Origin of the sequence: Gillisella vitis, assembly GCF_021559775.1 — a bacterium.
GTDB classification, from domain to species: domain Bacteria; phylum Pseudomonadota; class Alphaproteobacteria; order Rhizobiales; family Rhizobiaceae; genus Allorhizobium; species Allorhizobium ampelinum.
The window spans coordinates 1,677,700-1,698,903 of sequence record NZ_CP056047.1; the positions used below are offsets into that span (position 1 = coordinate 1,677,700).

The 21,204-nt window shown below is 57.8% G+C and carries 15 protein-coding genes; 11 read left to right on the plus strand and 4 right to left on the minus strand.

What is annotated here, in order from left to right; translation table 11 throughout:
- Together AVCG78_RS08005 and AVCG78_RS08010 are read left to right on the plus strand one after the other, a co-directional pair.
- Nucleotides 1-1,155, plus strand: coding sequence for an amino acid ABC transporter permease (locus tag AVCG78_RS08005; RefSeq protein ID WP_041696682.1), 1,155 nt, complete (start codon nucleotides 1-3; stop codon nucleotides 1,153-1,155).
- Nucleotides 1,156-1,266: 111 nt separating this feature from the next.
- On the plus strand, nucleotides 1,267-2,037 hold the full coding sequence (locus tag AVCG78_RS08010; protein ID WP_015916253.1) for an amino acid ABC transporter ATP-binding protein: 771 nt from the start codon (nucleotides 1,267-1,269) through the stop codon (nucleotides 2,035-2,037).
- Between the two features lie 257 nt (nucleotides 2,038-2,294).
- Here the strand turns inward: AVCG78_RS08010 and AVCG78_RS08015 are convergent, their stop codons facing one another.
- From AVCG78_RS08015 to recA, 3 genes are all read right to left on the minus strand, one after another.
- Nucleotides 2,295-3,692, minus strand: a complete 1,398-nt coding sequence (locus tag AVCG78_RS08015) for an amidase (protein ID WP_081355318.1) — start codon at nucleotides 3,690-3,692, stop codon at nucleotides 2,295-2,297.
- Nucleotides 3,693-3,758: 66 nt separating this feature from the next.
- On the minus strand, nucleotides 3,759-6,422 hold the full coding sequence (gene alaS, locus AVCG78_RS08020; protein WP_071204994.1) for an alanine--tRNA ligase: 2,664 nt from the start codon (nucleotides 6,420-6,422) through the stop codon (nucleotides 3,759-3,761).
- A 169-nt stretch (nucleotides 6,423-6,591) separates the two neighbouring features.
- Nucleotides 6,592-7,680: a recombinase RecA gene (recA, locus tag AVCG78_RS08025; protein WP_015916255.1), complete on the minus strand. Its 1,089-nt coding sequence runs from the start codon at nucleotides 7,678-7,680 to the stop codon at nucleotides 6,592-6,594.
- Nucleotides 7,681-7,926: 246 nt separating this feature from the next.
- Between recA and AVCG78_RS08030 the strand changes: the two genes are divergently transcribed.
- The 3 genes from AVCG78_RS08030 to lexA all read left to right on the plus strand — a co-directional run bounded on the left by AVCG78_RS08030 (nucleotide 7,927) and on the right by lexA (nucleotide 10,922).
- Nucleotides 7,927-8,886, plus strand: a complete 960-nt coding sequence (locus tag AVCG78_RS08030; RefSeq protein WP_071204996.1) for a carbohydrate kinase family protein — start codon at nucleotides 7,927-7,929, stop codon at nucleotides 8,884-8,886.
- Between the two features lie 2 nt (nucleotides 8,887-8,888).
- Nucleotides 8,889-9,812 (plus strand): pseudouridine-5'-phosphate glycosidase, encoded by a 924-nt coding sequence (locus tag AVCG78_RS08035; RefSeq protein WP_071204998.1) that lies wholly within the window; start codon nucleotides 8,889-8,891, stop codon nucleotides 9,810-9,812.
- A 390-nt stretch (nucleotides 9,813-10,202) separates the two neighbouring features.
- Complete coding sequence (lexA, locus tag AVCG78_RS08040; protein WP_060717064.1) at nucleotides 10,203-10,922, plus strand: transcriptional repressor LexA; 720 nt, start codon at nucleotides 10,203-10,205, stop codon at nucleotides 10,920-10,922.
- Here lexA and AVCG78_RS08045 read toward each other — a convergent pair.
- Nucleotides 10,903-13,962 carry a ComEC/Rec2 family competence protein gene (locus AVCG78_RS08045; RefSeq protein WP_139191450.1) on the minus strand — a complete coding sequence of 1,020 codons (3,060 nt, stop codon included), beginning with the start codon at nucleotides 13,960-13,962 and terminating at the stop codon, nucleotides 10,903-10,905. The two genes, lexA and AVCG78_RS08045, sit on opposite strands and share 20 nt — an antisense overlap.
- A 309-nt stretch (nucleotides 13,963-14,271) precedes the next feature.
- Here AVCG78_RS08045 and gltA point away from each other — a divergent pair, with 309 nt between their 5' ends.
- The 6 genes from gltA (at nucleotide 14,272) to AVCG78_RS08075 (ending at nucleotide 21,203) form a co-directional block, all read left to right on the plus strand.
- Nucleotides 14,272-15,561 carry a citrate synthase gene (gltA, locus tag AVCG78_RS08050; protein ID WP_015916260.1) on the plus strand — a complete coding sequence of 430 codons (1,290 nt, stop codon included), beginning with the start codon at nucleotides 14,272-14,274 and terminating at the stop codon, nucleotides 15,559-15,561.
- 197 nt (nucleotides 15,562-15,758) lie between these two features.
- The gene (locus AVCG78_RS08055) at nucleotides 15,759-17,648 is read left to right on the plus strand and encodes a peptidylprolyl isomerase (protein WP_071205002.1); all 1,890 of its coding nucleotides are present in this window, start codon (nucleotides 15,759-15,761) and stop codon (nucleotides 17,646-17,648) included.
- A 21-nt stretch (nucleotides 17,649-17,669) separates the two neighbouring features.
- Nucleotides 17,670-18,692 (plus strand): anthranilate phosphoribosyltransferase, encoded by a 1,023-nt coding sequence (gene trpD, locus AVCG78_RS08060; protein WP_015916262.1) that lies wholly within the window; start codon nucleotides 17,670-17,672, stop codon nucleotides 18,690-18,692.
- Nucleotides 18,689-19,504: an indole-3-glycerol phosphate synthase TrpC gene (gene trpC / locus AVCG78_RS08065; protein ID WP_071205004.1), complete on the plus strand. Its 816-nt coding sequence runs from the start codon at nucleotides 18,689-18,691 to the stop codon at nucleotides 19,502-19,504. Before trpD ends, trpC begins: the two co-directional genes overlap by 4 nt.
- The gene (gene moaC / locus AVCG78_RS08070; RefSeq protein ID WP_071205006.1) at nucleotides 19,501-19,986 is read left to right on the plus strand and encodes a cyclic pyranopterin monophosphate synthase MoaC; all 486 of its coding nucleotides are present in this window, start codon (nucleotides 19,501-19,503) and stop codon (nucleotides 19,984-19,986) included. The genes trpC and moaC overlap by 4 nt, the downstream gene beginning before the upstream one ends.
- Entirely contained in the window at nucleotides 19,986-21,203 is a 1,218-nt protein-coding gene (locus AVCG78_RS08075) for a molybdopterin molybdotransferase MoeA (RefSeq protein ID WP_071205008.1), read from the plus strand. Before moaC ends, AVCG78_RS08075 begins: the two co-directional genes overlap by 1 nt.
- The last annotated feature ends 1 nt before the right edge of the window (nucleotide 21,204 follow it).

Genomic DNA, 21,204 nt, shown 5'->3' on the forward strand with positions numbered 1-21,204 from the left:
ATGGCATTACACACCCCTGTATTCGTACGCACGGAGATGGTGTCCGCCTCTCCGGCCCCCGCTGGCCAGATCGGCACGACGGCCTGGGTCCGCAAGAATCTGATTGCGACCCCGAAAGACGTTGTGCTGACCTTGCTGGCATTGGCCTTTCTGGCCTATGTCCTGCCCGGCTTGATCAACTGGCTGTTCGTCCACGCTGTCTGGTCTGGAGCAGGCCGCATTGCCTGCCTTACCGTATCTCAGGGCGGGGCCTTGCCCGATGGCAGCGCTGGGGCCTGCTGGGCCTTTGTCGGCGCCAAATTCCAGCAATTCATCTTCGGGCGCTATCCGAGCGAAGAGATCTGGCGGCCGTTGACCGTCATGGTCCTTTTCGCCGTCCTGCTGGCACCCATGCTGATCCCGAAGGCGCCGTTCAAGGGCACCAATGCCTTACTGCTGTTTCTGGTGCTGCCGGTGGTTTCCTTCTTTTTGCTCACCGGCGGCTTTGGCCTCGAGCATGTGGAAACGGCCCGCTGGGGCGGCCTGATGGTGACCCTGATCCTGTCCTTCTTTGGGATCGCGGTTTCGCTGCCGGTTGGCATCATGTTGGCGCTTGGCCGCCGGTCGACCATGCCGGTCATCAAGATGCTCTGCGTGATCTTCATCGAAGTGGTGCGCGGCGTCCCCTTGATCACCGTACTGTTCATGGCCAGCGTCATGCTGCCGTTATTCCTTCCCGATGGCTGGAGTTTCGATAAGTTGCTGCGCGCTTTGGTCGGTGTCTCGATCTTCTCATCGGCTTATATGGCTGAAGTCATTCGCGGCGGCCTGCAGGCGATTCCCAAGGGACAGTTCGAAGGTGCCGATTCTCTTGGCCTGAGCTACTGGCAGAAAATCCGGCTGATCGTCCTGCCGCAGGCGATCAAGCTGGTCATTCCGGGTATCGTCAATACCTTTATCGGGCTGTTCAAGGATACGTCGCTGGTCTCGATCATTGGCATGTTCGACCTCCTGGGTATCGTCATCCTCAACCTGTCGGACTCCAACTGGGCAACGCCTGAGACAGCCGTAACCGGTCTGGTGTTTGCAGGCTTCATCTACTGGCTGTTCTGCTTCAGCATGTCGCGCTACTCGTATTTCATGGAACGGCACCTCGACACGGGCCACAAGCACTAGCATCTGTCGGTTTCGACCTGATCCGGCAGTTGCTTCATTCTTTCGTTCGTTTGTCGGGACAAGATCGACGTCCGGCTTTCCTGACAAACTCCACTTCTAGGAAACTCAATTATGGCTGAAGCTCAAACCTCCATCGAGAAAGCCCCGACCAAGACCGCAATCGAATTGATTGCCATGAACAAATGGTATGGCGAATTTCACGTCCTTCGTGACATCAACCTCAAGGTCGCGACCGGCGAGCGGATCGTCATCGCAGGTCCGTCGGGCTCCGGCAAGTCGACGATGATCCGCTGCATCAACCGGTTGGAGGAACACCAGACCGGACAGATTATCGTCGACGACATCGAGTTGACCAACGACCTCAAGAAGATCGATGAAGTCCGTCGCGAAGTCGGCATGGTGTTCCAGCACTTCAATCTGTTCCCGCATCTGACGATCCTCGAAAATTGCACACTGGCACCGATCTGGGTCCGCAAGATGCCGAAGAAGGAAGCCGAAGAAGTTGCGATGCACTATCTGAAGCGCGTCAAGATCCCGGAACAGGCCAATAAATATCCAGGCCAGCTCTCCGGTGGCCAGCAGCAGCGCGTGGCTATTGCACGTGCGCTCTGCATGAAGCCGAAGATCATGCTATTCGACGAACCGACCTCGGCACTTGACCCGGAAATGGTCAAGGAAGTGCTGGACACTATGGTGGGTCTGGCGGAAGAGGGCATGACCATGCTCTGCGTTACCCATGAAATGGGCTTCGCCCGCCAGGTTGCCGACCGGGTGATCTTCATGGACCAGGGCCAGATCGTCGAACAGAACGCGCCCGCCGAATTCTTCGACAACCCGCAGCACGAGCGCACCAAGCTGTTCCTCAGCCAGATCCTGCACTAAAGTTTGTTAGGGAAAACTGGAATCCGGTTTCCCGAAAAGACAAACGAAACCAAGAGAAGCGAGAGTCTGTCTGGTTCAATCTGGACCTGGCAGACTCTCGGATCTGACCGGTCTCGACCGTTTGCCTGAAAAGCCATGACGAATTGCAGAATTTGTCATGGCTGTATTTGATAGAGCGACATTGTTGATGTCGCCCTCTCCGCCAAGGCTTACCCCCGCTCCTACAGTGCTTCAAACGAATTTATAAACCGCGCATTTTATAAGGTTTTGGGGCGAGCGGGCGGCCCTTGCACGGCCTTTGCCAGTGAAAACAGCAGGGGCTCCTGGAATGGAAATGCCATTAAATCCAGCCCAACCGGTAGGCCTTCATATTGCCCTACCGGCACGTTTATGGCCGGCCATCCAAGCGCTGAAGCCAGTACGCCATTGCGTTCGGGTCTCGACTGTTCACCGATCAAAAGAGCCGCGCGCTGTTGAACAGGGTAGGCCAGCGCGTCAAGCCCATGCTCCAGCATAATCTGCTCGGTAAGCGTTCGTATCGTTTTCGCAGCAGCGATCTTACGGGCATAAACTAGCTTCGCGTCATCCCTATCCGATTCCAGGGCCGTTTTAAGCAACATATGCATGGTCGAATGCGGCCAGCGTCCGTCTTCGACATAGGCTCTGAAGCTACGGATCGGGGCATGGGTATTCAAGCCGCTTAACCAGCCATCGAATGCGCTTTCAAATTCGTGCGCATGTAACGCCAGATCATTATATAACGATAGAGAATTGAACTGTGGTTCAGCGATATCGACAACAACGACATCGCTGTTGCTAAGCCGCTCAAAAGCAGCATCCAGGCATTGATTTATGCCGACATGCTCCTGACCTGTACCAAACAGCCCACACAGCACACCGATGCGCATACCCTCGACTTTCGGCCATCGTGAAACGTTAAGACCGTTCCTATCGAAATCTCGGGCCGCCAAACTCACGGCGTCATCCCTATCAAAGCCAATCATCATCCGAAATGCCAGTGCCAGATCTTCGAGCGTCCCCGCGAGCGGCCCCAGCACGTCCATGGTCGGCGAGACGGGAATCGTGCCGCTTCGGGCGATCAGCCCCCGGCTTGGCCTCAATCCGAAAGCGCCGCAAACATGCGCGGGATTGCGGATCGAATTCACCGTTTCCGTACCTAACGCAACCGTACAGGCCCCAATCGCCACAGCAATGGCCGAGCCGCCGGAAGATCCAGCTGGCGTACGGGACGGATCGTAGGGATTGAGTGACTGGCCGCCAAGCGAGCTTAATGTGCTTCCCGCCCCGGCCAGTTCATCCAGATTGGTCTTGCCGATCACCACCGCGCCATGCTGCTTCAACTGGCGCAGCGCAAAGGCATCACGACGCGGAACATAGTCTTTAAGGGCGACGGCCCCGCCGGTCGTATTCAGCCCCGCGGTTTCAATATTGTCCTTGACGGCAACAATCATGCCCCGTAGCGGAAGGTACTCACCCTCTTCATGCCGACGGTCCACCGATTTAGCCTCATCCAACACCAATGGATTGAGGCAGAGGAACGCATTAAGCTGCCCGAAAATCCGGAGGTTCTCCAGGCAACGTTCCGCATGAGCGACAGACAAGCCGAGCGTTGCCCCTTGATCCTCCACAACCATAAACCGCAAGCTCCGAGCGACAGTGTCGGACCGAAAAGAGGAAGCCGACCATCTTAAAGCCTAGGATTAGGCCGCCTCAATGGCCTTGGCAACGGCTTCGATGGCATCGTCGGCCTTGGCACCATCAGGGCCACCTGCCTGGGCCATATCAGGCCGTCCACCGCCACCCTTACCACCAAGGGCGGACGAGGCAATACGGACCAAATCGACGGCGGAAACCTTGCTGGTCAGATCACCCGTCACACTCGCGACAGCACTGGCTTTGCCATCCTCAGCAACTGCGATCAGCAGGACAACGCCAGACCCGAGTACAGATTTGGCCTCGTCGGCCATGCCCTTGAGATCCTTAGGATCAATCCCAGCGAGTTGCTTGCCGATGAACTTGATCCCACCTAACTCGCGCGGCACGTCGGCAGCGCCGGTTGAACCGCCGCCCATAGCAAGCTTCCGCTTGGCATCAGCCAATTCGCGTTCCAGCTTGCGGCGCTCGTCCACCAAAGCTTCGACGCGAGAAACGACATCGACGGGTTGGACCTTCAAGGCGGATGCCAGCGCTTTGACACGCTCATCCTGTTCGGCCAGATAGGCACGGGCGGATTCGCCAGTCAGTGCCTCGATCCGGCGGACGCCTGCACCAACAGCGCTTTCCGCCACCAGACGCACCAAGCCGATATCGCCTGTCGCCGAGACATGCGTTCCACCGCAAAGCTCAATGGAATAGGGCCTGCCCGCCTTGGGACCGCGCACCGCCGTCCCCATCGACACGACACGCACTTCATCGCCATACTTCTCGCCAAACAGCGCCATGGCACCCTCGGCAATCGCATCATCCACCGCCATCAAGCGGGTGGTGACAGCAGCATTCTGGACAATAATTTCATTGGCCATGTCTTCTACGATCTTCAACTCCTCCGCCGTCACAGGCTTTGGATGAGAAATATCGAAGCGAAGACGCTCCGGCGCAACCAGCGAGCCCTTCTGTGCCACATGGCTGCCCAGCACATCGCGCAACGCCTCATGCAGCAGATGTGTCGCGGAGTGGTTGGCCCGTAGCCTGGAGCGACGAGCATGATCAACATTGAGCGCGACGACCGTACCGGCGCGAACAGTCCCTTCACGAACAGTGGCAACGTGGACAAACAGCCCCTCGCCCTTCTTCAAGGTATCGCGCACCTCAAGAACGAACCCATCGCCAACGATCTCCCCTGTATCGCCAACCTGGCCACCAGATTCGCCATAGAACGGCGTCTGGTTGACCACGACCTGAACATTCTCGCCCGCCGTAGCTTGCTCGATCACCGCACCATCACGCACCAGCGCCTGAATTTCGCCCTCGGCGCTTTCGGCGGAATAACCGAGAAACTCGGTTGCGCCGTGCTTGTCCTTCAACTCGAACCAGACAGTTTCTGTCGCCTTGTCGCCGGAGCCGGACCAACTGGCACGGGCTTCGGCCTTCTGACGCTGCATGGCATCGTTAAAGCCGGTGATATCGACGCCAATGCCACGCGCGCGCAGCGCATCCTGCGTCAGATCCAGCGGAAAACCGTAGGTGTCGTAAAGCTTGAACGCGGTCTCGCCGTCAATACTATCGCCCTTGTTCAGAGTGGCGGTCGCGTCGGACAGCAGCGAAAGGCCACGCTCCAGCGTCTTGCGGAAACGGTTTTCCTCGAGCTTCAAGGTTTCGGAAATCAACGCCTCGGCGCGGACCAGTTCCGGGTAGGCGCGCCCCATCTGCTGCACAAGCACAGGCAGAAGCTTGTAAATCATCGGATCGCGAGAACCGAGCAGTTCCGCATGTCGCATGGCGCGGCGCATGATCCGGCGCAGAACATAGCCGCGGCCTTCGTTCGACGGCAACACACCGTCCGCAATCAGGAACGCAGAAGACCGCAGATGATCGGCAATCACCCGGTGGCTGGCCCGACGCTCACCTTCAGCCGGAACACCGGTGAGATCGACAGAAGCATCGATCAGGGCGCGGAACAGGTCGATATCGTAATTGTCATGCTTGCCCTGCAACAGGGCGGCAACCCGCTCCAGGCCCATGCCCGTATCAATGGACGGACGCGGCAGATCAACCCGTTGCTCCTTGGTCACCTGTTCATATTGCATGAAAACCAAGTTCCAGATCTCGATGAACCGGTCGCCATCCTCATCGGCGGAACCTGGAGGTCCGCCCCAGATATGGTCGCCGTGGTCATAAAAGATTTCGGAGCACGGACCGCAGGGACCGGTATCACCCATTGCCCAGAAATTGTCGCTGGTGCCAATCCGGATGATCTTCTCTTCCGGCAGACCCGCAATTTTCTTCCACAAGCCGAAGGCCTCATCATCGGTGTGATAGACGGTGACACAAAGCTTGTTGCGATCAATGCCGAATTCCCGGGTAATCAGGTTCCAGGCCAATTCGATGGCATTTTCCTTGAAATAATCGCCAAAGGAAAAATTGCCCAGCATTTCGAAAAACGTGTGATGGCGCGCCGTGTAACCGACATTGTCAAGATCGTTATGCTTGCCCCCGGCCCGAACGCATTTTTGCGCCGTGGTCGCACGGGAATAAGGCCGATGCTCCAGTCCGGTGAAGACATTCTTGAATTGCACCATGCCGGCATTGGTGAACATCAACGTCGGGTCATTGCGGGGCACGAGCGGGCTCGACGCAACGACTTCATGACCATTGGTCTTGAAGTAATCGAGGAAGGTCGACCGAATGTCATTTACGCCGCTCATGGGATGCCCTTGGAATAAGTGTCCGTTGCCGGACAGACGTCAGAAAACAACGGCTTTTATCGTCCGCCATGACGCCTGTCCAGCCTATCGAAAGAAAAGGGCCGGAGATGTAAATCCCCAGCCCGCAACAATGAACAGGTCCAACCGCCAGATAAACGGTCCCGATCGATCAGGCGTCGTCAAGACCGACGCTGTCATTGGCGTCCGGACCGCCATTTTCAAGAAAACGCTCGGCGATCAGACCGGCATTCTGGCGAAGTGCCGTTTCGATTTCATCGGCAACCGCAGGGTTATCGCGCAGGAAGATCTTGGCATTTTCCCGGCCCTGCCCCAAGCGCTGGCTATTATAGGAAAACCACGCACCGGCCTTCTCAACAATCCCAGCCTTGACGCCCAGATCGACCAATTCACCGGTCTTCGACACGCCTTCGCCATACATGATGTCGAATTCCACCTGCTTGAAGGGCGGCGCCATCTTGTTCTTGACCACCTTGACGCGGGTCTGGTTGCCAACGATCTCTTCCCGGTCCTTGACCGCGCCGATACGGCGAATATCGAGACGAACCGAAGCGTAGAATTTCAACGCGTTACCACCGGTCGTCGTTTCCGGGGAACCGAACATCACGCCAATCTTCATACGAATCTGGTTGATGAAAACCACCATGCAGTTCGAACGCGAGATCGAGCCCGTCAGCTTGCGCAGCGCCTGGCTCATCAACCGTGCCTGCATGCCCGGCAGACTGTCACCCATTTCGCCTTCGATTTCAGCTTTCGGTGTCAAGGCCGCGACCGAGTCGATCACCAGCACATCGATCGCCCCCGAACGCACCAGCGTATCGGTGATTTCCAGTGCCTGTTCGCCGGTATCTGGCTGTGAGATCAGCAAATTCTGGAGATCAACACCCAGTTTGCGGGCATAAACCGGATCAAGCGCATGCTCGGCATCGACAAAAGCGCAAACGCCGCCCTTTTTCTGCGCCTCGGCAATGGTTTGCAATGCAAGCGTCGTTTTACCCGAGCTTTCCGGTCCATAAATTTCAATGATACGGCCTTTGGGAAGACCACCAATGCCGAGCGCGATATCGAGGCTGAGAGAGCCTGTCGATACGGTTTCAACCTCCACGATTTTCTCGTTCGCGCCGAGCTTCATGATCGAGCCCTTGCCGAACGATCGCTCGATCTGCGACAGGGCCGCTTCCAATGCCTTGCTTTTATCCACCGTTTTGTCCTCTACGAGCCGCAAAGAATTTTGTGACATTTGAACCACCTTTAGGTTATTGAAGCCGCGTAGGCAACGAAACAGCAGACACGAACTATGTACATGGTTTGTTCCATTTTTGCAAGTCTTGCCCAAGTGTTTGTGTTTATTTTTTAATCTGACGGGTGTTCTCTTAATGTTTCCATGGCATTGGCCGTTAAGAGAAGTTGGTTTTCAGCCCATCGCACCCTTCGGAATGACCCCTTCGCGATTCGAATTTCCACTGTTTCCAGGAGGCTGGCAGGTATGAGTCTCGACATTCTCGTTCTGGGCGGCGCGCATATCGATCGGCGCGGACGCATCGATGCGGAAACCATTCCTGGCGCCAGCAATCCGGGACGATGGCTGGAAGAACCCGGCGGTGGCGGCTTCAACGCTGCGCGCGCCCTGGCACGACTTGGATTGAATGTTGCCATGATCAGCCCCCGCGGCGGCGATGCGCTTGGCCAACGGGTGGCGGTCGCCGCCGAAGCGGCAGGCGTCGACGACCGACCTTTCACCTTTTTGGATCGGAGCACACCAAGCTACACTGCTATTTTGGAAAAAGACGGCAATCTGGTGATCGGCTTGGCCGATATGGAGCTCTACCGCTTGTTCTCGCCACGCCGGCTGAAAGTACGCGCCGTTCGCGAGGCTTTCGAAACCACACGCCTTGTGCTGGTTGATGCCAACCTGCCGCAAGAGACGCTGGAGGCGATTGCGGCCATGGCGCGTGAGCTTGCCAAACCTTTGGCCGGGATCGGCATTTCACCGGCCAAAGTGGTGCGATACGCCGACTGCCTCGATAGATTCGATATGCTGTTTCTCAACAGCGCTGAAGCAGCGGTTCTGGCGGGAACAAAACCGGATGACCCTTCTGATTGGCCGGATCTGCTTCGCGCCAAAGGCCTCCATGGCGGCGTTGTCACCAATGGTGCGGGGCCGGTCGTTGCCTTTGATCCAAGCGGTGACTATGCCTTGACCCCGCCGCCACTTGACGCACTGGCCGATGTGACCGGAGCTGGCGATTCGCTTTGTGCGGGGGTGCTTTCGCAAAGAGTGAATGACAGTTCCTTGCCGCTGGCGCTGCGCCACGGTGTTGCCTTGGCTGGCCTGACCCTGCTATCTGACAGGGCAACAGACGAGGACCTCACCGCAGATCGCCTCGCCGCGCGCCTTGACCTTGTTGGCGAGCCGCGCGCCCTTTCCCGCCAAACGAGTTCCTGATCATGACCCGTTCGATTTCTCCGCTCCTGCCTATCGTTTACTCCCGCGAAGTGGCTGCGGCCAAGACGCGCAACGCTCCCATTGTCGCGCTGGAATCCACCATTATCACCCATGGCATGCCCTATCCGAAAAATGTCGAGATGGCGCAAAGCGTGGAGGCAATCATTCGCGACGGTGGTGCTGTCCCGGCGACCATCGCTGTGATTGAAGGCGTTTTGCATATCGGGCTGGAAGAAGATCAGTTGCAAAAACTGGCGCAAATGACTGATGTCCTGAAGGTCTCTCGTGCCGATCTCGCCTACGCCATTGCCGAACGCCGCACCGGCGCTACCACAGTGGCCGCGACGATGATCGCTGCCGCCCGCGCCAATATCTCGGTTTTTGCCACCGGCGGCATCGGCGGCGTGCATCGTGGTGCAGAAGAAAGCTTCGACATTTCAGCGGACCTGGAAGAACTGGCCCGTACTCCGGTCATCGTCGTCTGCGCCGGAGCAAAAGCTATTCTTGATATTCCCAAGACATTGGAAGTCCTGGAAACCCGTGGCGTACCTGTCGTGACTTACGACAGCGACGAATTTCCAGCCTTCTGGTCGCGGGAATCGGGCTTGAAAAGCCCACTTAAACTGGAAAGCCCGGCAGCAATTGCCAATTTCCAGAAGGTACGCGACCAATTGGGCATTGATGGCGGCATGTTGATCGCCAATCCCGTGCCGGAAGCAGAGGAAATCGCGCGCGAGGAGATGGAAATCTATATTGGCCGGGCGCTGGCCGCGGCTGAACGCGAGGAAATCACTGGCAAAGCCGTGACGCCTTTCCTGCTCGACGCAATCTATCACCTCACCGACGGCCGCAGCCTGACCACCAATATCGCGTTGGTGGAAAACAACGCGCGTCTTGCAGCGGAAATTGCCGTCGCGATGCTGTAAGCCACTGATATCAAAATGGATCGGGGGCGATAATGTCCCCGATCAGACACTGCGGCAGATTATTGTTGTCGATTTATCGTTCGCCATCCGCACTGAAACAACTTGCTACCAACTTTCATTCCGCAATTTCACGTCTTCGATAGTATCGATTTTCTCTATCTTTCTGCCCATTCCCAACCGACAGTCGTCAGGACAAGAAAGCAAAGGCTTTCTGTTTTTATACGAGCCTCTCAGCCTCCCGTATTTAAAGGATGCTTCTCGTTCCTCTCCTCTTCAACGCCGTCTCTCACTGCGTCATCGAAGGAAATTTGCAAGAAGGACTTGCGGAACACAACTGGAACAGATAGCGTATGTTCTGTATTTGTTTCATAATTCAAAGGGTAGGTCCCAATGCTAACTCGCAAGCAACAGGAACTTTTGCTGTTTATACACGAGCGCATGAAGGAGTCTGGGGTGCCGCCCTCCTTCGATGAGATGAAGGATGCTCTGGACCTCGCCTCCAAATCCGGCATTCACCGGCTGATCACCGCTTTGGAAGAGCGCGGTTTCATTCGTCGCTTGCCAAATCGCGCACGAGCGCTGGAAGTGATCAAGCTGCCGGAGGCCATGACCTCCAGCATACCGCCCCGACGCACAGGATTTTCGCCATCCGTCATCGAAGGCAGCCGAGGCAAGTTGCAGGCAGTGCCATCCGCTCCGGCCAAACCGGTCGAGGAAGTGCGCAATTCCTCATCCATACCTGTCATGGGCCGTATCGCGGCAGGCGTGCCGATCTCCGCTATCCAGAACAACACCCATGACATTTCCGTGCCGATGGAAATGCTGGGCAGCGGCGAACATTACGCCCTTGAGGTCAAAGGCGATTCTATGATCGAAGCTGGCATTCTCGATGGCGACACGGTGATCATCCGCAACGCCACCACCGCCAATCCGGGCGATATCGTCGTTGCTCTGGTAGACGATGAGGAAGCCACCTTGAAACGCTTCCGCCGCCGTGGGGCGTCCATCGCGCTGGAAGCTGCCAATCCGGCCTATGAAACCCGGATTTTCGGACCGGACCGGGTAAAAATCCAGGGCAAGCTTGTCGGTCTTATTCGTCGCTATCACTAAGCTCACTGACATCTCCAGCGCCTGACTGGACGTCGTCGCTGGCAGCAGATGGAACATTGTCGTGGACCGTACCATTCGGTCGATCATAGCGATTGCTGCGCCAGTCGAAATAACGATGGCGAGTCCAGGGCCGATACTGATTTTGAAATGCCGTAACGATATGCAGCGTTCGGGTGGCGGGATCACCAAGGGTGATTTCCATTGCACCGAACCGTCGCAGATCGTTACGGGTCAGGACTTTCGGGGGACGTGACAGCATCAGTCCAGCATTAGCGGCCTTCTTGGTTTGCGAGAAGGCCAGAGGTTCTCCCGATTCTATTAGGGACGGGGAATTCCGGTCTGAGTTTGAGGCGCCGCCTTTCACGTGGCTATCCGTGGGCACAGCAACACCCTGCCCCGGTACCTTCGTTGCACTGGCTGCAGAAATGTCTTCCGCTTGCGTTCGGCTGATCGTTTGGGAGCGAACGGACGGGCTGCTGTTGTCAGATGGCAGCATGTCACCATCGGCCATGATCCGTTCAATTTCAACGTCCGCCCCAGTCGCGTCTTCCGTTGGCTCCCGGGTAACGGTGGTTTCGTTTTTTTCTGAGGGAATAGTGGATGCTATCGGCGCCTTACATTCGGCATCACGGTCGGCCTCAGTCGAAACGATCAGGTCGGACAGGGCGCAAGCGGCCTGGTTGTAGTCGCGGTTCTGCACCAGGCTGACTGTCCAACCATTGCTGAGCTTCGCGAGACAAAAGGCATCGGTGCGGCAATGAAAGAGATCAGTTTTTTCATCGGCCTTCTCCTTTGCCGTCGTCATTTCCGCCATCGCCTGTTGCGGCTCTACCGGCTCCCTTCCCTTGACTTTTTGGCCCCCCGTCTTTGTTTTTCCGGCCCGCGTTGTTTCCCGCGCCTTGTCCTCGCTTTTCCCCGCTCCCTGTTGGCCTGTCTCCATTTCAACAGCGGCAAGCTTGGGCAATATTTCAGGCGCAATCGGATCGGCAATGTCGAGCACTGAGCGCCATTGGTTGAAAACGAAACTCGGCGGACGCTTCTTGTTGGTGGCAACGGTCAAAACATCGCGGTCGTCGGTCCGAAAGAGAGCGAATAGTTGGCCATCTTCGGTTATAGCGAGATCGGGCAGTGGCGGATCGGTTTTTATCGCCTCATAGCCAAACGCCGTCAGCATCATCGCCACGCCAATCAGCCTCAGCCGCGTCTTCATCAGGGTCAGTATCAGCAGGCCGGTTGCCGAGACCGGCAGAAACCACCACTCGAACCGGCCGAAGGTGAAGCCAGTCCCCCAGCTCGCGACCTTGCTGGCAATCATCAACACGCCCTCAAGGCCAAGCCCCATCAACTGGATCGGCCATTGGTCCAGACCGAAAGGCATGAGCAGCACGCCGATCATCGCCGCTGGCATGACAAGCATCGACATAAGGGGAGCCGCCAGGAGATTTGCCTCCAACCCATGCAATCCGACCCGGTGGAAATGCGCCGCTGAAAACATCGCTGTGGAAAAACCGCCAAGTGCTGAGGTCATCAGAATGCCGCTGACCAGCGTCATCAACGGCTTCAACGCTGTCAGCACCGGGATCGCCGGCAGGATGGGAGGCATTCTTGGGCGTTGGCGCCAAAGGTCGAATCCGGCGATCAGGGCAAAGGTGGCTGCAAAAGACATTTGCAAGCTCGGTCCCATGACCTGGGACGGCGAGAGGAGAATCACAAGGACAGCCGCCAGCGCGGCATTGCGCAGGCTGAGCACAGGTCGGTCGAAGAAAGCCGCCGACAGCATGATAACCATCATCAGATACGCGCGCTGGGCGGCAATGTCGTAGCCGGAAATGAGAAAATAGCCGGTCGTGGTGGCTATCGCCCCTGCTGCGGCAATCTTCTTGATCGAGCGGGCCTCCGCCATGCCAGGGACAAGGCTCAACAGGCGCCGGATCCCCACGAAGAACAGCCCACCGGCCAGTGCCATATGCAGACCGGAAATCGAGATGATGTGGGCAAGGCCGGAAACGCGAAGATCGTTATTGGCCTCCTCCGAAAGGCCGCGCCGCTCGCCGGTCACAATCGCCACGGCAAACGCGCCCGCATCGCCCGGCACGATGGCCCTGATACGGTCGGAAATGCCGTTGCGCAATTCCTGTGTCGTTTCATCCAGCTTGATTCCGGCACGCTCCCAAAAATCCGGTGGCGCTATCTCTGGTCCCGGCAGAAATGGCTTGGGTGGCTGGTAAAAATAGCCGATTGCCCCGATGCCTGCAAAATAGGAGGCAAAGGCAAAATCGTTCAAGCCCGGCAAAGCCGGTCCGGACAGCGGGGAGAGCCGCGCCCTGCCCTCAATCCAGTCGCCGGGGTTGAAGGGAACATGCTTGCCGCGGGCCAGAAGCGCGACCTGCTGTGGCATACGCTTTAGACTAGGGTAGCGCGTTTGATGCAGTGCAATCACATATCTTTGATTGCCGTCCGCATTTGGTTCTACCGAAACCACTTTGCCGCGCACCACCGTCGTCACTGCACTGTCGATGATGATCGTGTCCAGACGCGCGGTTTGCACATCGGCTAGCAACATGCCAGCAAGACCGAGAGTTGCAATGCCGCAGACGGCGGCCAGGACAGGATGACGGTAACGAACCCGCAGCCAGACCACTCCGGCTGCACAAAACGTCAGGAAGATCGGCAGACGGGGAAGGTCCTGCGGACGGGTAAACCACCAGATCGCACCGAGACCAAGCAGAACGGGTAAAAACAGAAATGTCCGACCATAGGCAAGCTCCTGTAGAGCATCCCGGTGGAGAGCACGCAGAAGGCGCTGCCAGCGGGAGACCAGAAGCGGCGATGCACCGAAGTGACCCTCGAAATCAGGGGCTTCCGCCTCGTCCTCCGGGTCTATGTGCGGACGCCGTAGAACCTCGTCAAACAGGGGTTTGGAAGAGCGACTATCCCATGGCAAGCCGCGCGCCGGACGCGCTTCTTTTTGCCTGACCAGTTCCCATTCCGCCGTATCCGGCATCGATCCTGCCGTCGCCCCGGTGCCCTGCAATGCCACACGCCTTCAAAGCGCTGAAAACGAGCGGCGAGGCCCCCTGAAAATTGCCTTTATGATAATTCGGCAACAAAACTTACCTTGCCGCTAACGGCAGACTATCAATCAAAAGCTGTAGGAGAAAGGGGGTGTAAACCAAGAAAAGCAGTTCTGGCAATAACGCATGCCTGCAATGCAAGTGCCGATTTATTGCAATGCACACTTTGTCCTTTGGATAGCTTGGCATTAACCTCTGGATCATATAGCTAATTGCAACGCTTAACCTGGGACGAGGCGAAAGCTGCGTCTCCCGCCTATATCCGGAGGATCACCATGACGGAACAAAGCGCAAACTTGAAGATTGAGGACAAGGCCGTCGATCTTGACGTGCGAAGCGGCACGATCGGCCCCGATGTTATCGACATCGGCGCTCTTTATAAGCATACCGGCAAGTTTACCTATGATCCCGGATTTACCTCCACGGCATCATGCGAATCGAAAATCACCTATATCGATGGCGACGAAGGCGTGCTGCTGCACCGCGGCTACCCCATCGAACAGCTGGCTGAAAAAGGCGACTTCCTGGAAGTCTGCTACCTGCTGCTCTACGGCGAACTGCCGACAGTCGCTCAGAAAAAGGACTTCGATCACCGCGTCACGCATCACACCATGGTGCATGAGCAGATGTCGAAATTCTTCTCAGGCTACCGTCGCGACGCCCATCCGATGGCGGTCATGGTCGGTACTGTCGGCGCTCTGTCGGCTTTCTATCACGACTCGACCGACATCACCGATCCGCACCAGCGCATGGTTGCCAGCCTGCGGATGATCGCCAAGATGCCGACCATCGCCGCCATGGCTTATAAGTATCACATCGGCCAGCCCTTCGTTTATCCCAAGAACGATCTGGATTACGCCGCCAACTTCCTCAACATGTGCTTTGCCGTGCCTTGCGAGGAATACAAGGTCAACCCGGTTCTGGCCCGCGCCATGGACCGGATTTTCATCCTGCATGCCGATCATGAGCAGAACGCCTCCACCTCCACGGTGCGCCTGGCTGGCTCTTCGGGTGCCAATCCGTTTGCCTGCATCGCAGCTGGCATCGCCTGCCTCTGGGGTCCTGCCCATGGCGGCGCCAACGAAGCGGCCCTGAACATGCTGCGCGAAATCGGTACGGTTGACCGGATTCCGGAATATATCGCCCGCGCCAAGGACAAGAACGATCCGTTCCGCCTGATGGGCTTCGGTCACCGGGTTTACAAGAACTACGATCCGCGTGCCAAGATCATGCAGAAGACCATGTATGAAGTGCTGGAAGCCACCGGCAATGCTGGCGATCCGCTGATGCAGGTGGCGCTCGAGCTGGAAAAGATCGCCTTGAGCGACGAATATTTCATCGAGAAGAAGCTCTATCCGAATGTCGATTTCTATTCCGGCATTACGCTTCGCGCCCTTGGATTCCCGACGGAAATGTTTACCGTTCTGTTCGCTCTCGCCCGCACCGTCGGCTGGATTGCTCAGTGGAACGAAATGATCGAGGATCCGCAGCAGCGCATCGGTCGTCCGCGCCAGCTTTACACCGGCGCACCCAAGCGCGACTACCTGCCCGTCGCCAAGCGCTGATCGGCAATACCCTGTCTTATACAAAGCCCGGCGATCAATTCGCCGGGCTTTTTCGTGGGCCTGCCTGCCAATGACAGGTTTCATGCCACGGCATTGGGGTTTTCCATCAAGAAAGCCTTCAATTTGTTCAGGGATTGCTTTAAGCAACGGCGACTGCTTCGCATCCGGCGAAGAATATTGATGAGGTTTTCGTTCCGATGCTCGTGATCCTGAGAAAAGCTGCCGGCACCTGGGTGGCAAAAGGGCTTCTTCTTTTGCTTGTCGCGTCCTTCGCGATTTGGGGCATTTCCAGCTCGATCATGAGCGACACGTCGGACAAGGTCATCAAGGTCGGCAGCCAGAGCGTCAATTCCAACGAATTCCGCCTCGCCTATCAGCGGCAGATCTCCGATCTCAGCCGCCGTTTCGGCACGCAATTGACAAGCGAGCAGGCCCGTTCGCTTGGCATCGAATCGCAGGTCTACCAACAGTTAGTCGCGGGTGCAGCCCTCGATCAGTTGGCCTCGGACATGAATCTCGGCCTTTCCCAGGACCGGCTGGCCCAACTGATCGGTGACGATCCGGCCTTCAAGAACACCAATGGCCAGTTCGACCGGCAATTGTTCACCTCACGGCTGCGCAATTCCGGCATTCGCGAGCAGGATTATATCACCGAGCGCTCCAAGGTCGCGGTTCGCAGCCAGATCGTCGATGCGACGGCGGAAGGGTTCGTGCCTCCGAAAGTGCTGGTCGATGCGTTGAAACTCTATCGCCAGGAAAGCCGCAGCATTGACTACTTGCTGCTGACCACTGCCAATATCGACCCGATCAAGGCACCGGACGAAACGGTCCTTAAAACCTGGTTCAACACGATGAAATCGCGCTACCGCGCGCCGGAATATCGCAGCTTTTCCTATGTAAAACTGGAGCCTGCCGATATCGCCGATCCGAAAGCCGTGACCGACGAGCAGGTGAAGCAGGAATACGACGCCAACCTCAAGAAATTCGAAGTGGCCGGCACCCGGACGCTGGAGCAATTGACCTTCCCGACCAAGGAACTGGCCGAAACCGCGGCTCAGTCGCTGAAGAATGGCAAGACCTTCGATCAGTTGGTGGCCGACCAGGGCAAGACGGCGACAGATGTGCTGCTGGGTGATTTCACCCGGGCAGATATTCCCGATCAGAAACTGGCCGATGCCGCATTCGCCGTCGCCAAAGACAGCGATACAACACCTGTCGTTGAAGGCGCCTTCGGCCCGGTTATTCTGCGGGTCAGCAACATCAAGCCAAGCCACACGAAGACGCTGGACGAAGTCAAGGATCAGATTCGCGCTGATCTTGCTGCCAATGCCGCGGCCCAGCAGATCAATGACGTGCATGACCGGTTTGAGGATATGCGTGCCTCCGGCTCGAGCCTTGAGGAAGCCGCCACTAAGGCTGGTCTGAAAGCCATCAAGATTGACGGTATCGATGCTCAGGGACAGGACAAGACAGGCAAGCAGGCAGAAAATCTGCCGGAAAAAGCCAATCTGTTAAAATCTGTCTTCGAAACCGAAGCGGGTGCAGAGCCCCTGCCCCTCAATATCGGCAGAAATGGCTATCTGTGGTTCGACGTGACGTCCATCGATGCGTCTCGTGAGAGAACGCTGGACGAGGTCAAGGACAAGGCCGTTTCCGACTGGACCACCGAGCAGCAGAAACAAGCGCTGGGCGCCAAGGTGGAGCAGTTGAAGGCCAAGGCCGATACCGGCGTGGCACTGGCCGATCTCGCGACTGAACTGGCCATCGGCGTCGAGACCAAAGCCGGTCTTCGCCGCGATACCGAAGATCCGGTGCTTGGCCCTGCCGCCGTCCAGGCCGCATTCCGTGGACCGTCCGGCACGATTGGCTCGGCGGTTGGTGCCGATCCGATGACCCAGATCCTGTTGAAGGTTACGGATGTCAACACCCAGCCGACCGGCGATGTCGTAGACCAGCAGGAAAGCCAGATTACCGCGCTGGCGAAATCCGCCGGTGACGATATTCTCGATCAGATGGTCAACCAGCTCCAGACCAAATATGGCGTCACCATCAATCAGGCGCTGGCCCAGCAGGCCATCACACGCTGAACCGCCGGGAGGGCGAAGCATATGAACGGGCTGAAGCCATTCATCGCAAAGGTCGCCAGCGGGCAAGCACTGACACGGGATGAGGCGGCGGACGCCTTCAACATCCTGATGTCGGGAGAGGCAACGCCTGCCCAGATTGGCGGCTTCCTGATTGCCCTGCGCATGCGCGGTGAAACCGTGCCGGAGATTGTTGGCGCCGTTACCGTCATGCGCCAAAAGATGCTGCCGGTCATCGCACCCACAGATTCCATCGACATCGTCGGAACGGGCGGAGATGGAACCGGCACCTATAATATCTCGACGCTGGCCGCCCTGATTGTTGCAGGTGCCGGTGTTCCGGTCGCCAAGCACGGCAACAAGGCGCTGAGTTCAAAATCCGGTGCGGCTGATAGTCTGACTGCCCTCGGCGTCAAGTTGGATATCGATCCATCCGTCATAGGCCGCTGCATATCGGAGGCTGGCGTCGGCTTCATGTTTGCGCAGCTGCATCACTCTGCCATGCGCCATGTCGGCCCGGCGAGAGTGGAGCTTGGCACCCGCACCATTTTCAACCTTCTGGGACCGCTCGCCAATCCGGCTGGCGTTAAAAAACAGTTGCTCGGAGTCTATGCGCCTGAATGGGTGATACCGCTGGCCGAGACCCTGCGTGACCTGGGCAGTGAGAGCATCTGGGTTGTGCATGGCAATGGCCTTGATGAAATCACCACGACCGGAACGACGCAGGTGGCGGCGCTCGAACAGGGCAAGATCCGTAGCTTTGAGCTGACGCCCGGTGATTTTGGCGTGGCACAGGTTGAGCTAGCCGCCCTGAAGGGTGGCGACGGCGAATATAATGCCAAGGCCTTGCGCGCTGTTCTTGAAGGTGAGAAAAATGCCTATCGCGACGTGGCGCTCTGCAATGCCGCCGCGGCCCTGGTCATTGCCGGAAAAGCCAACACACTGGCAGACGGCATGGCGCTCGGCGCGCAATCGCTGGACAGCGGCGCTGCCCTGAAACGGCTGGAGACATTGATTACCGTCTCCAATGGAGGACATTCGGCATGAGTGACATCCTGAAGAAAATCGAAGCCTATAAGCGCGAGGAAATCGCGGCAGCCAAGAATGCCGTACCGCTGGACGAGATCAAGGCCCGCGCCGCCGACCAGCCACCGGCACGTGGCTTCTACAAGGCATTGCGGGCAAAGCAGGCAGCTGGCAATTTCGGACTGATTGCCGAAATCAAGAAAGCCAGCCCGTCCAAAGGTCTGATCCGTCCCGATTTTGACCCACCGGCGCTGGCTAGCGCCTATGAAGCGGGCGGGGCTGCCTGTCTGTCCGTGCTGACCGACGCTCCAAGCTTTCAAGGTGCACCGGATTTTCTGGTCGCAGCCCGCGCGGCCTGCACACTTCCAGCGCTGCGCAAGGATTTCATGTTCGAGGCCTATCAGGTGCATGAAGCGCGTGCCTGGGGCGCAGATTGCATCCTGCTGATCATGGCGTCCCTGTCAGATTCTGAGGCCGCCGATCTGGAAGGGGAAGCCCTGGCGCTTGGCATGGACGTGCTGATTGAGGTGCATGATGAAGAGGAAATGCTGCGGGCGCTGAAACTCGCCTCACCGCTCGTCGGCATCAACAATCGCAATCTGCGCACGTTCGAGGTCGATCTTGCCGTCAGCGAGAGGCTGGCCGCAATGGTGCCTGCTGACCGGTTGCTGGTCGGCGAAAGCGGAATTTTCACTCACGAAGACTGTCTTCGCCTGCAAAAATCCGGCATCAACACCTTCCTGGTTGGTGAAAGCCTGATGCGCAAGGACGATGTGACTGGCGCAACCAAGGCCTTGTTGACCGGTGCGTCCGACCGCATAGCCGCCGAATGAGCGGCCTGACCCATATCGGTGCTGCGGGCGAAGCGCATATGGTCGATGTCGGCGACAAGGTCGAGACCGTGCGGGTCGCTATAGCCGAGGGTCATATCCGCATGGCGCCGGCAACGCTGGTGTTGATCCGCGACGGCAATGCCAAGAAGGGCGACGTGATCGGCACGGCACGGCTGGCCGGTATCATGGCCGCCAAGCGCACGGCAGACCTGATCCCTCTCTGTCATCCATTGATGTTGACCAAGGTCAGTGTCGACATCACCGAGGACACCACCCTGCCCGGCCTGCGCGTCACAGCAACCGTCAAACTAACCGGTAAAACCGGCGTCGAGATGGAAGCGCTGACTGCCGTTTCGGTTGCCTGCCTGACGATTTACGACATGGCAAAAGCTGCCGACAAGACCATGGAGATCGGCGGAATTCGGGTGGTTGAAAAGACCGGCGGAAAATCCGGCCCGTTTCGTCATCCGGAGGCCGGATAATGGCGCTGCTACCCGTGGAAGAGGCTCAAGCCAGACTGCTGGCGTCTGCAACCCCGGTGCAGGACACCGAAATTCTGCCGCTCCGCCAGGCCCGCAATCGCATTCTCGCAGAGGATATGGCAGCTCGGCTGACGCAGCCGCCTTTCGATGCCTCGGCCATGGACGGCTATGCGCTGCGGGCCGAAGATGCCCTCTCGCCGGGGAGTGAATTGTCCGTGGTCGGCCAATCGGCGGCAGGACACGGCTTTGATGGCAGGGTGGGCGCCGGTCAATGCGTGCGGATCTTTACCGGCGCCCCGGTGCCAGAGGGCGCCGATAGCGTCCTCATTCAGGAAGATACGGAACCGGCGGAAAAGAGCCTTCGTATCCGCACCACATTCGCCGCTGTGCAAGGACGCCATATCCGGCCTCGCGGCCAGGATTTTGCTGAAGGCACGGTTTTGATTCCGGCAGGTAAGGCTTTGGATTTTGCCAAGCTGATGCTGGCCGCAAGCGGCAATCATGCAAATGCCCTGGTCTATCGCAAGCCGCTGATCGCCCTTCTCGCCACTGGCGACGAGCTGGTTACGCCTGGTACTGCGCCGGGGCCAACCCAGATCATTGCCTCGAATACATTTGCCATTGCCGCCCTTGCCGAAAATCTGGGCGCCGATGTTCTGGATCTCGGCATCGTGCCTGATGATCATGACGCCATCGTCACTGCCATCCGCAAAGCAGAGGCGGCAGGCGCGGATGTGCTGGTGACGACCGGTGGCGCATCTGTCGGCGATCACGACCTGGTGCAGGCAGCGCTTACTGATGCGGGCATGGTGCTGGATTTCTGGAAAATCGCCATGCGTCCCGGCAAACCGCTGATGGTGGGCAAGCTCGGACCGATGCATGTGCTCGGCCTGCCCGGCAATCCCGTCTCCAGCATGGTCTGTAGCCTGCTGTTTCTCGAACCGCTAATCGCCAAGCTTGGCCATCGCGCTTTGCCGCAGCGCCTCAGACACGCCCGCACGGCAACTGCACTTGCTGCCAACGATCAGCGACAGGACTACCTGCGCGCCCAATTGCGGGTCGATTCAGCGGATGGGCTTTGGGTGACGACCTTTCCGAAGCAAGATTCCTCGATGATGCGGATTTTCGCCGAGGCCGGGGCCTTGATCGTGCGGCCACCGCATGCATCGGCCCTTCGGGAAGGCGGCCAATGCATGGTGTTGTTATTGCATCCGTAAA

What these genes read in the sequence shown, in the direction of transcription:
- AVCG78_RS08005 (WP_041696682.1), top strand. Translation starts at nt 1, where the DNA reads ATGGCATTACACACCCCTGTATTCGTACGCACGGAGATGGTGTCCGCC.
- AVCG78_RS08010 (WP_015916253.1), top strand. Translation starts at nt 1,267, where the DNA reads ATGGCTGAAGCTCAAACCTCCATCGAGAAAGCCCCGACCAAGACCGCA.
- AVCG78_RS08015 (WP_081355318.1), bottom strand. Translation starts at nt 3,692, where the DNA reads ATGGTTGTGGAGGATCAAGGGGCAACGCTCGGCTTGTCTGTCGCTCAT.
- alaS (WP_071204994.1), bottom strand. Translation starts at nt 6,422, where the DNA reads ATGAGCGGCGTAAATGACATTCGGTCGACCTTCCTCGATTACTTCAAG.
- recA (WP_015916255.1), bottom strand. Translation starts at nt 7,680, where the DNA reads ATGTCACAAAATTCTTTGCGGCTCGTAGAGGACAAAACGGTGGATAAA.
- AVCG78_RS08030 (WP_071204996.1), top strand. Translation starts at nt 7,927, where the DNA reads ATGAGTCTCGACATTCTCGTTCTGGGCGGCGCGCATATCGATCGGCGC.
- AVCG78_RS08035 (WP_071204998.1), top strand. Translation starts at nt 8,889, where the DNA reads ATGACCCGTTCGATTTCTCCGCTCCTGCCTATCGTTTACTCCCGCGAA.
- lexA (WP_060717064.1), top strand. Translation starts at nt 10,203, where the DNA reads ATGCTAACTCGCAAGCAACAGGAACTTTTGCTGTTTATACACGAGCGC.
- gltA (WP_015916260.1), top strand. Translation starts at nt 14,272, where the DNA reads ATGACGGAACAAAGCGCAAACTTGAAGATTGAGGACAAGGCCGTCGAT.
- AVCG78_RS08055 (WP_071205002.1), top strand. Translation starts at nt 15,759, where the DNA reads ATGCTCGTGATCCTGAGAAAAGCTGCCGGCACCTGGGTGGCAAAAGGG.
- trpD (WP_015916262.1), top strand. Translation starts at nt 17,670, where the DNA reads ATGAACGGGCTGAAGCCATTCATCGCAAAGGTCGCCAGCGGGCAAGCA.
- trpC (WP_071205004.1), top strand. Translation starts at nt 18,689, where the DNA reads ATGAGTGACATCCTGAAGAAAATCGAAGCCTATAAGCGCGAGGAAATC.
- moaC (WP_071205006.1), top strand. Translation starts at nt 19,501, where the DNA reads ATGAGCGGCCTGACCCATATCGGTGCTGCGGGCGAAGCGCATATGGTC.
- AVCG78_RS08075 (WP_071205008.1), top strand. Translation starts at nt 19,986, where the DNA reads ATGGCGCTGCTACCCGTGGAAGAGGCTCAAGCCAGACTGCTGGCGTCT.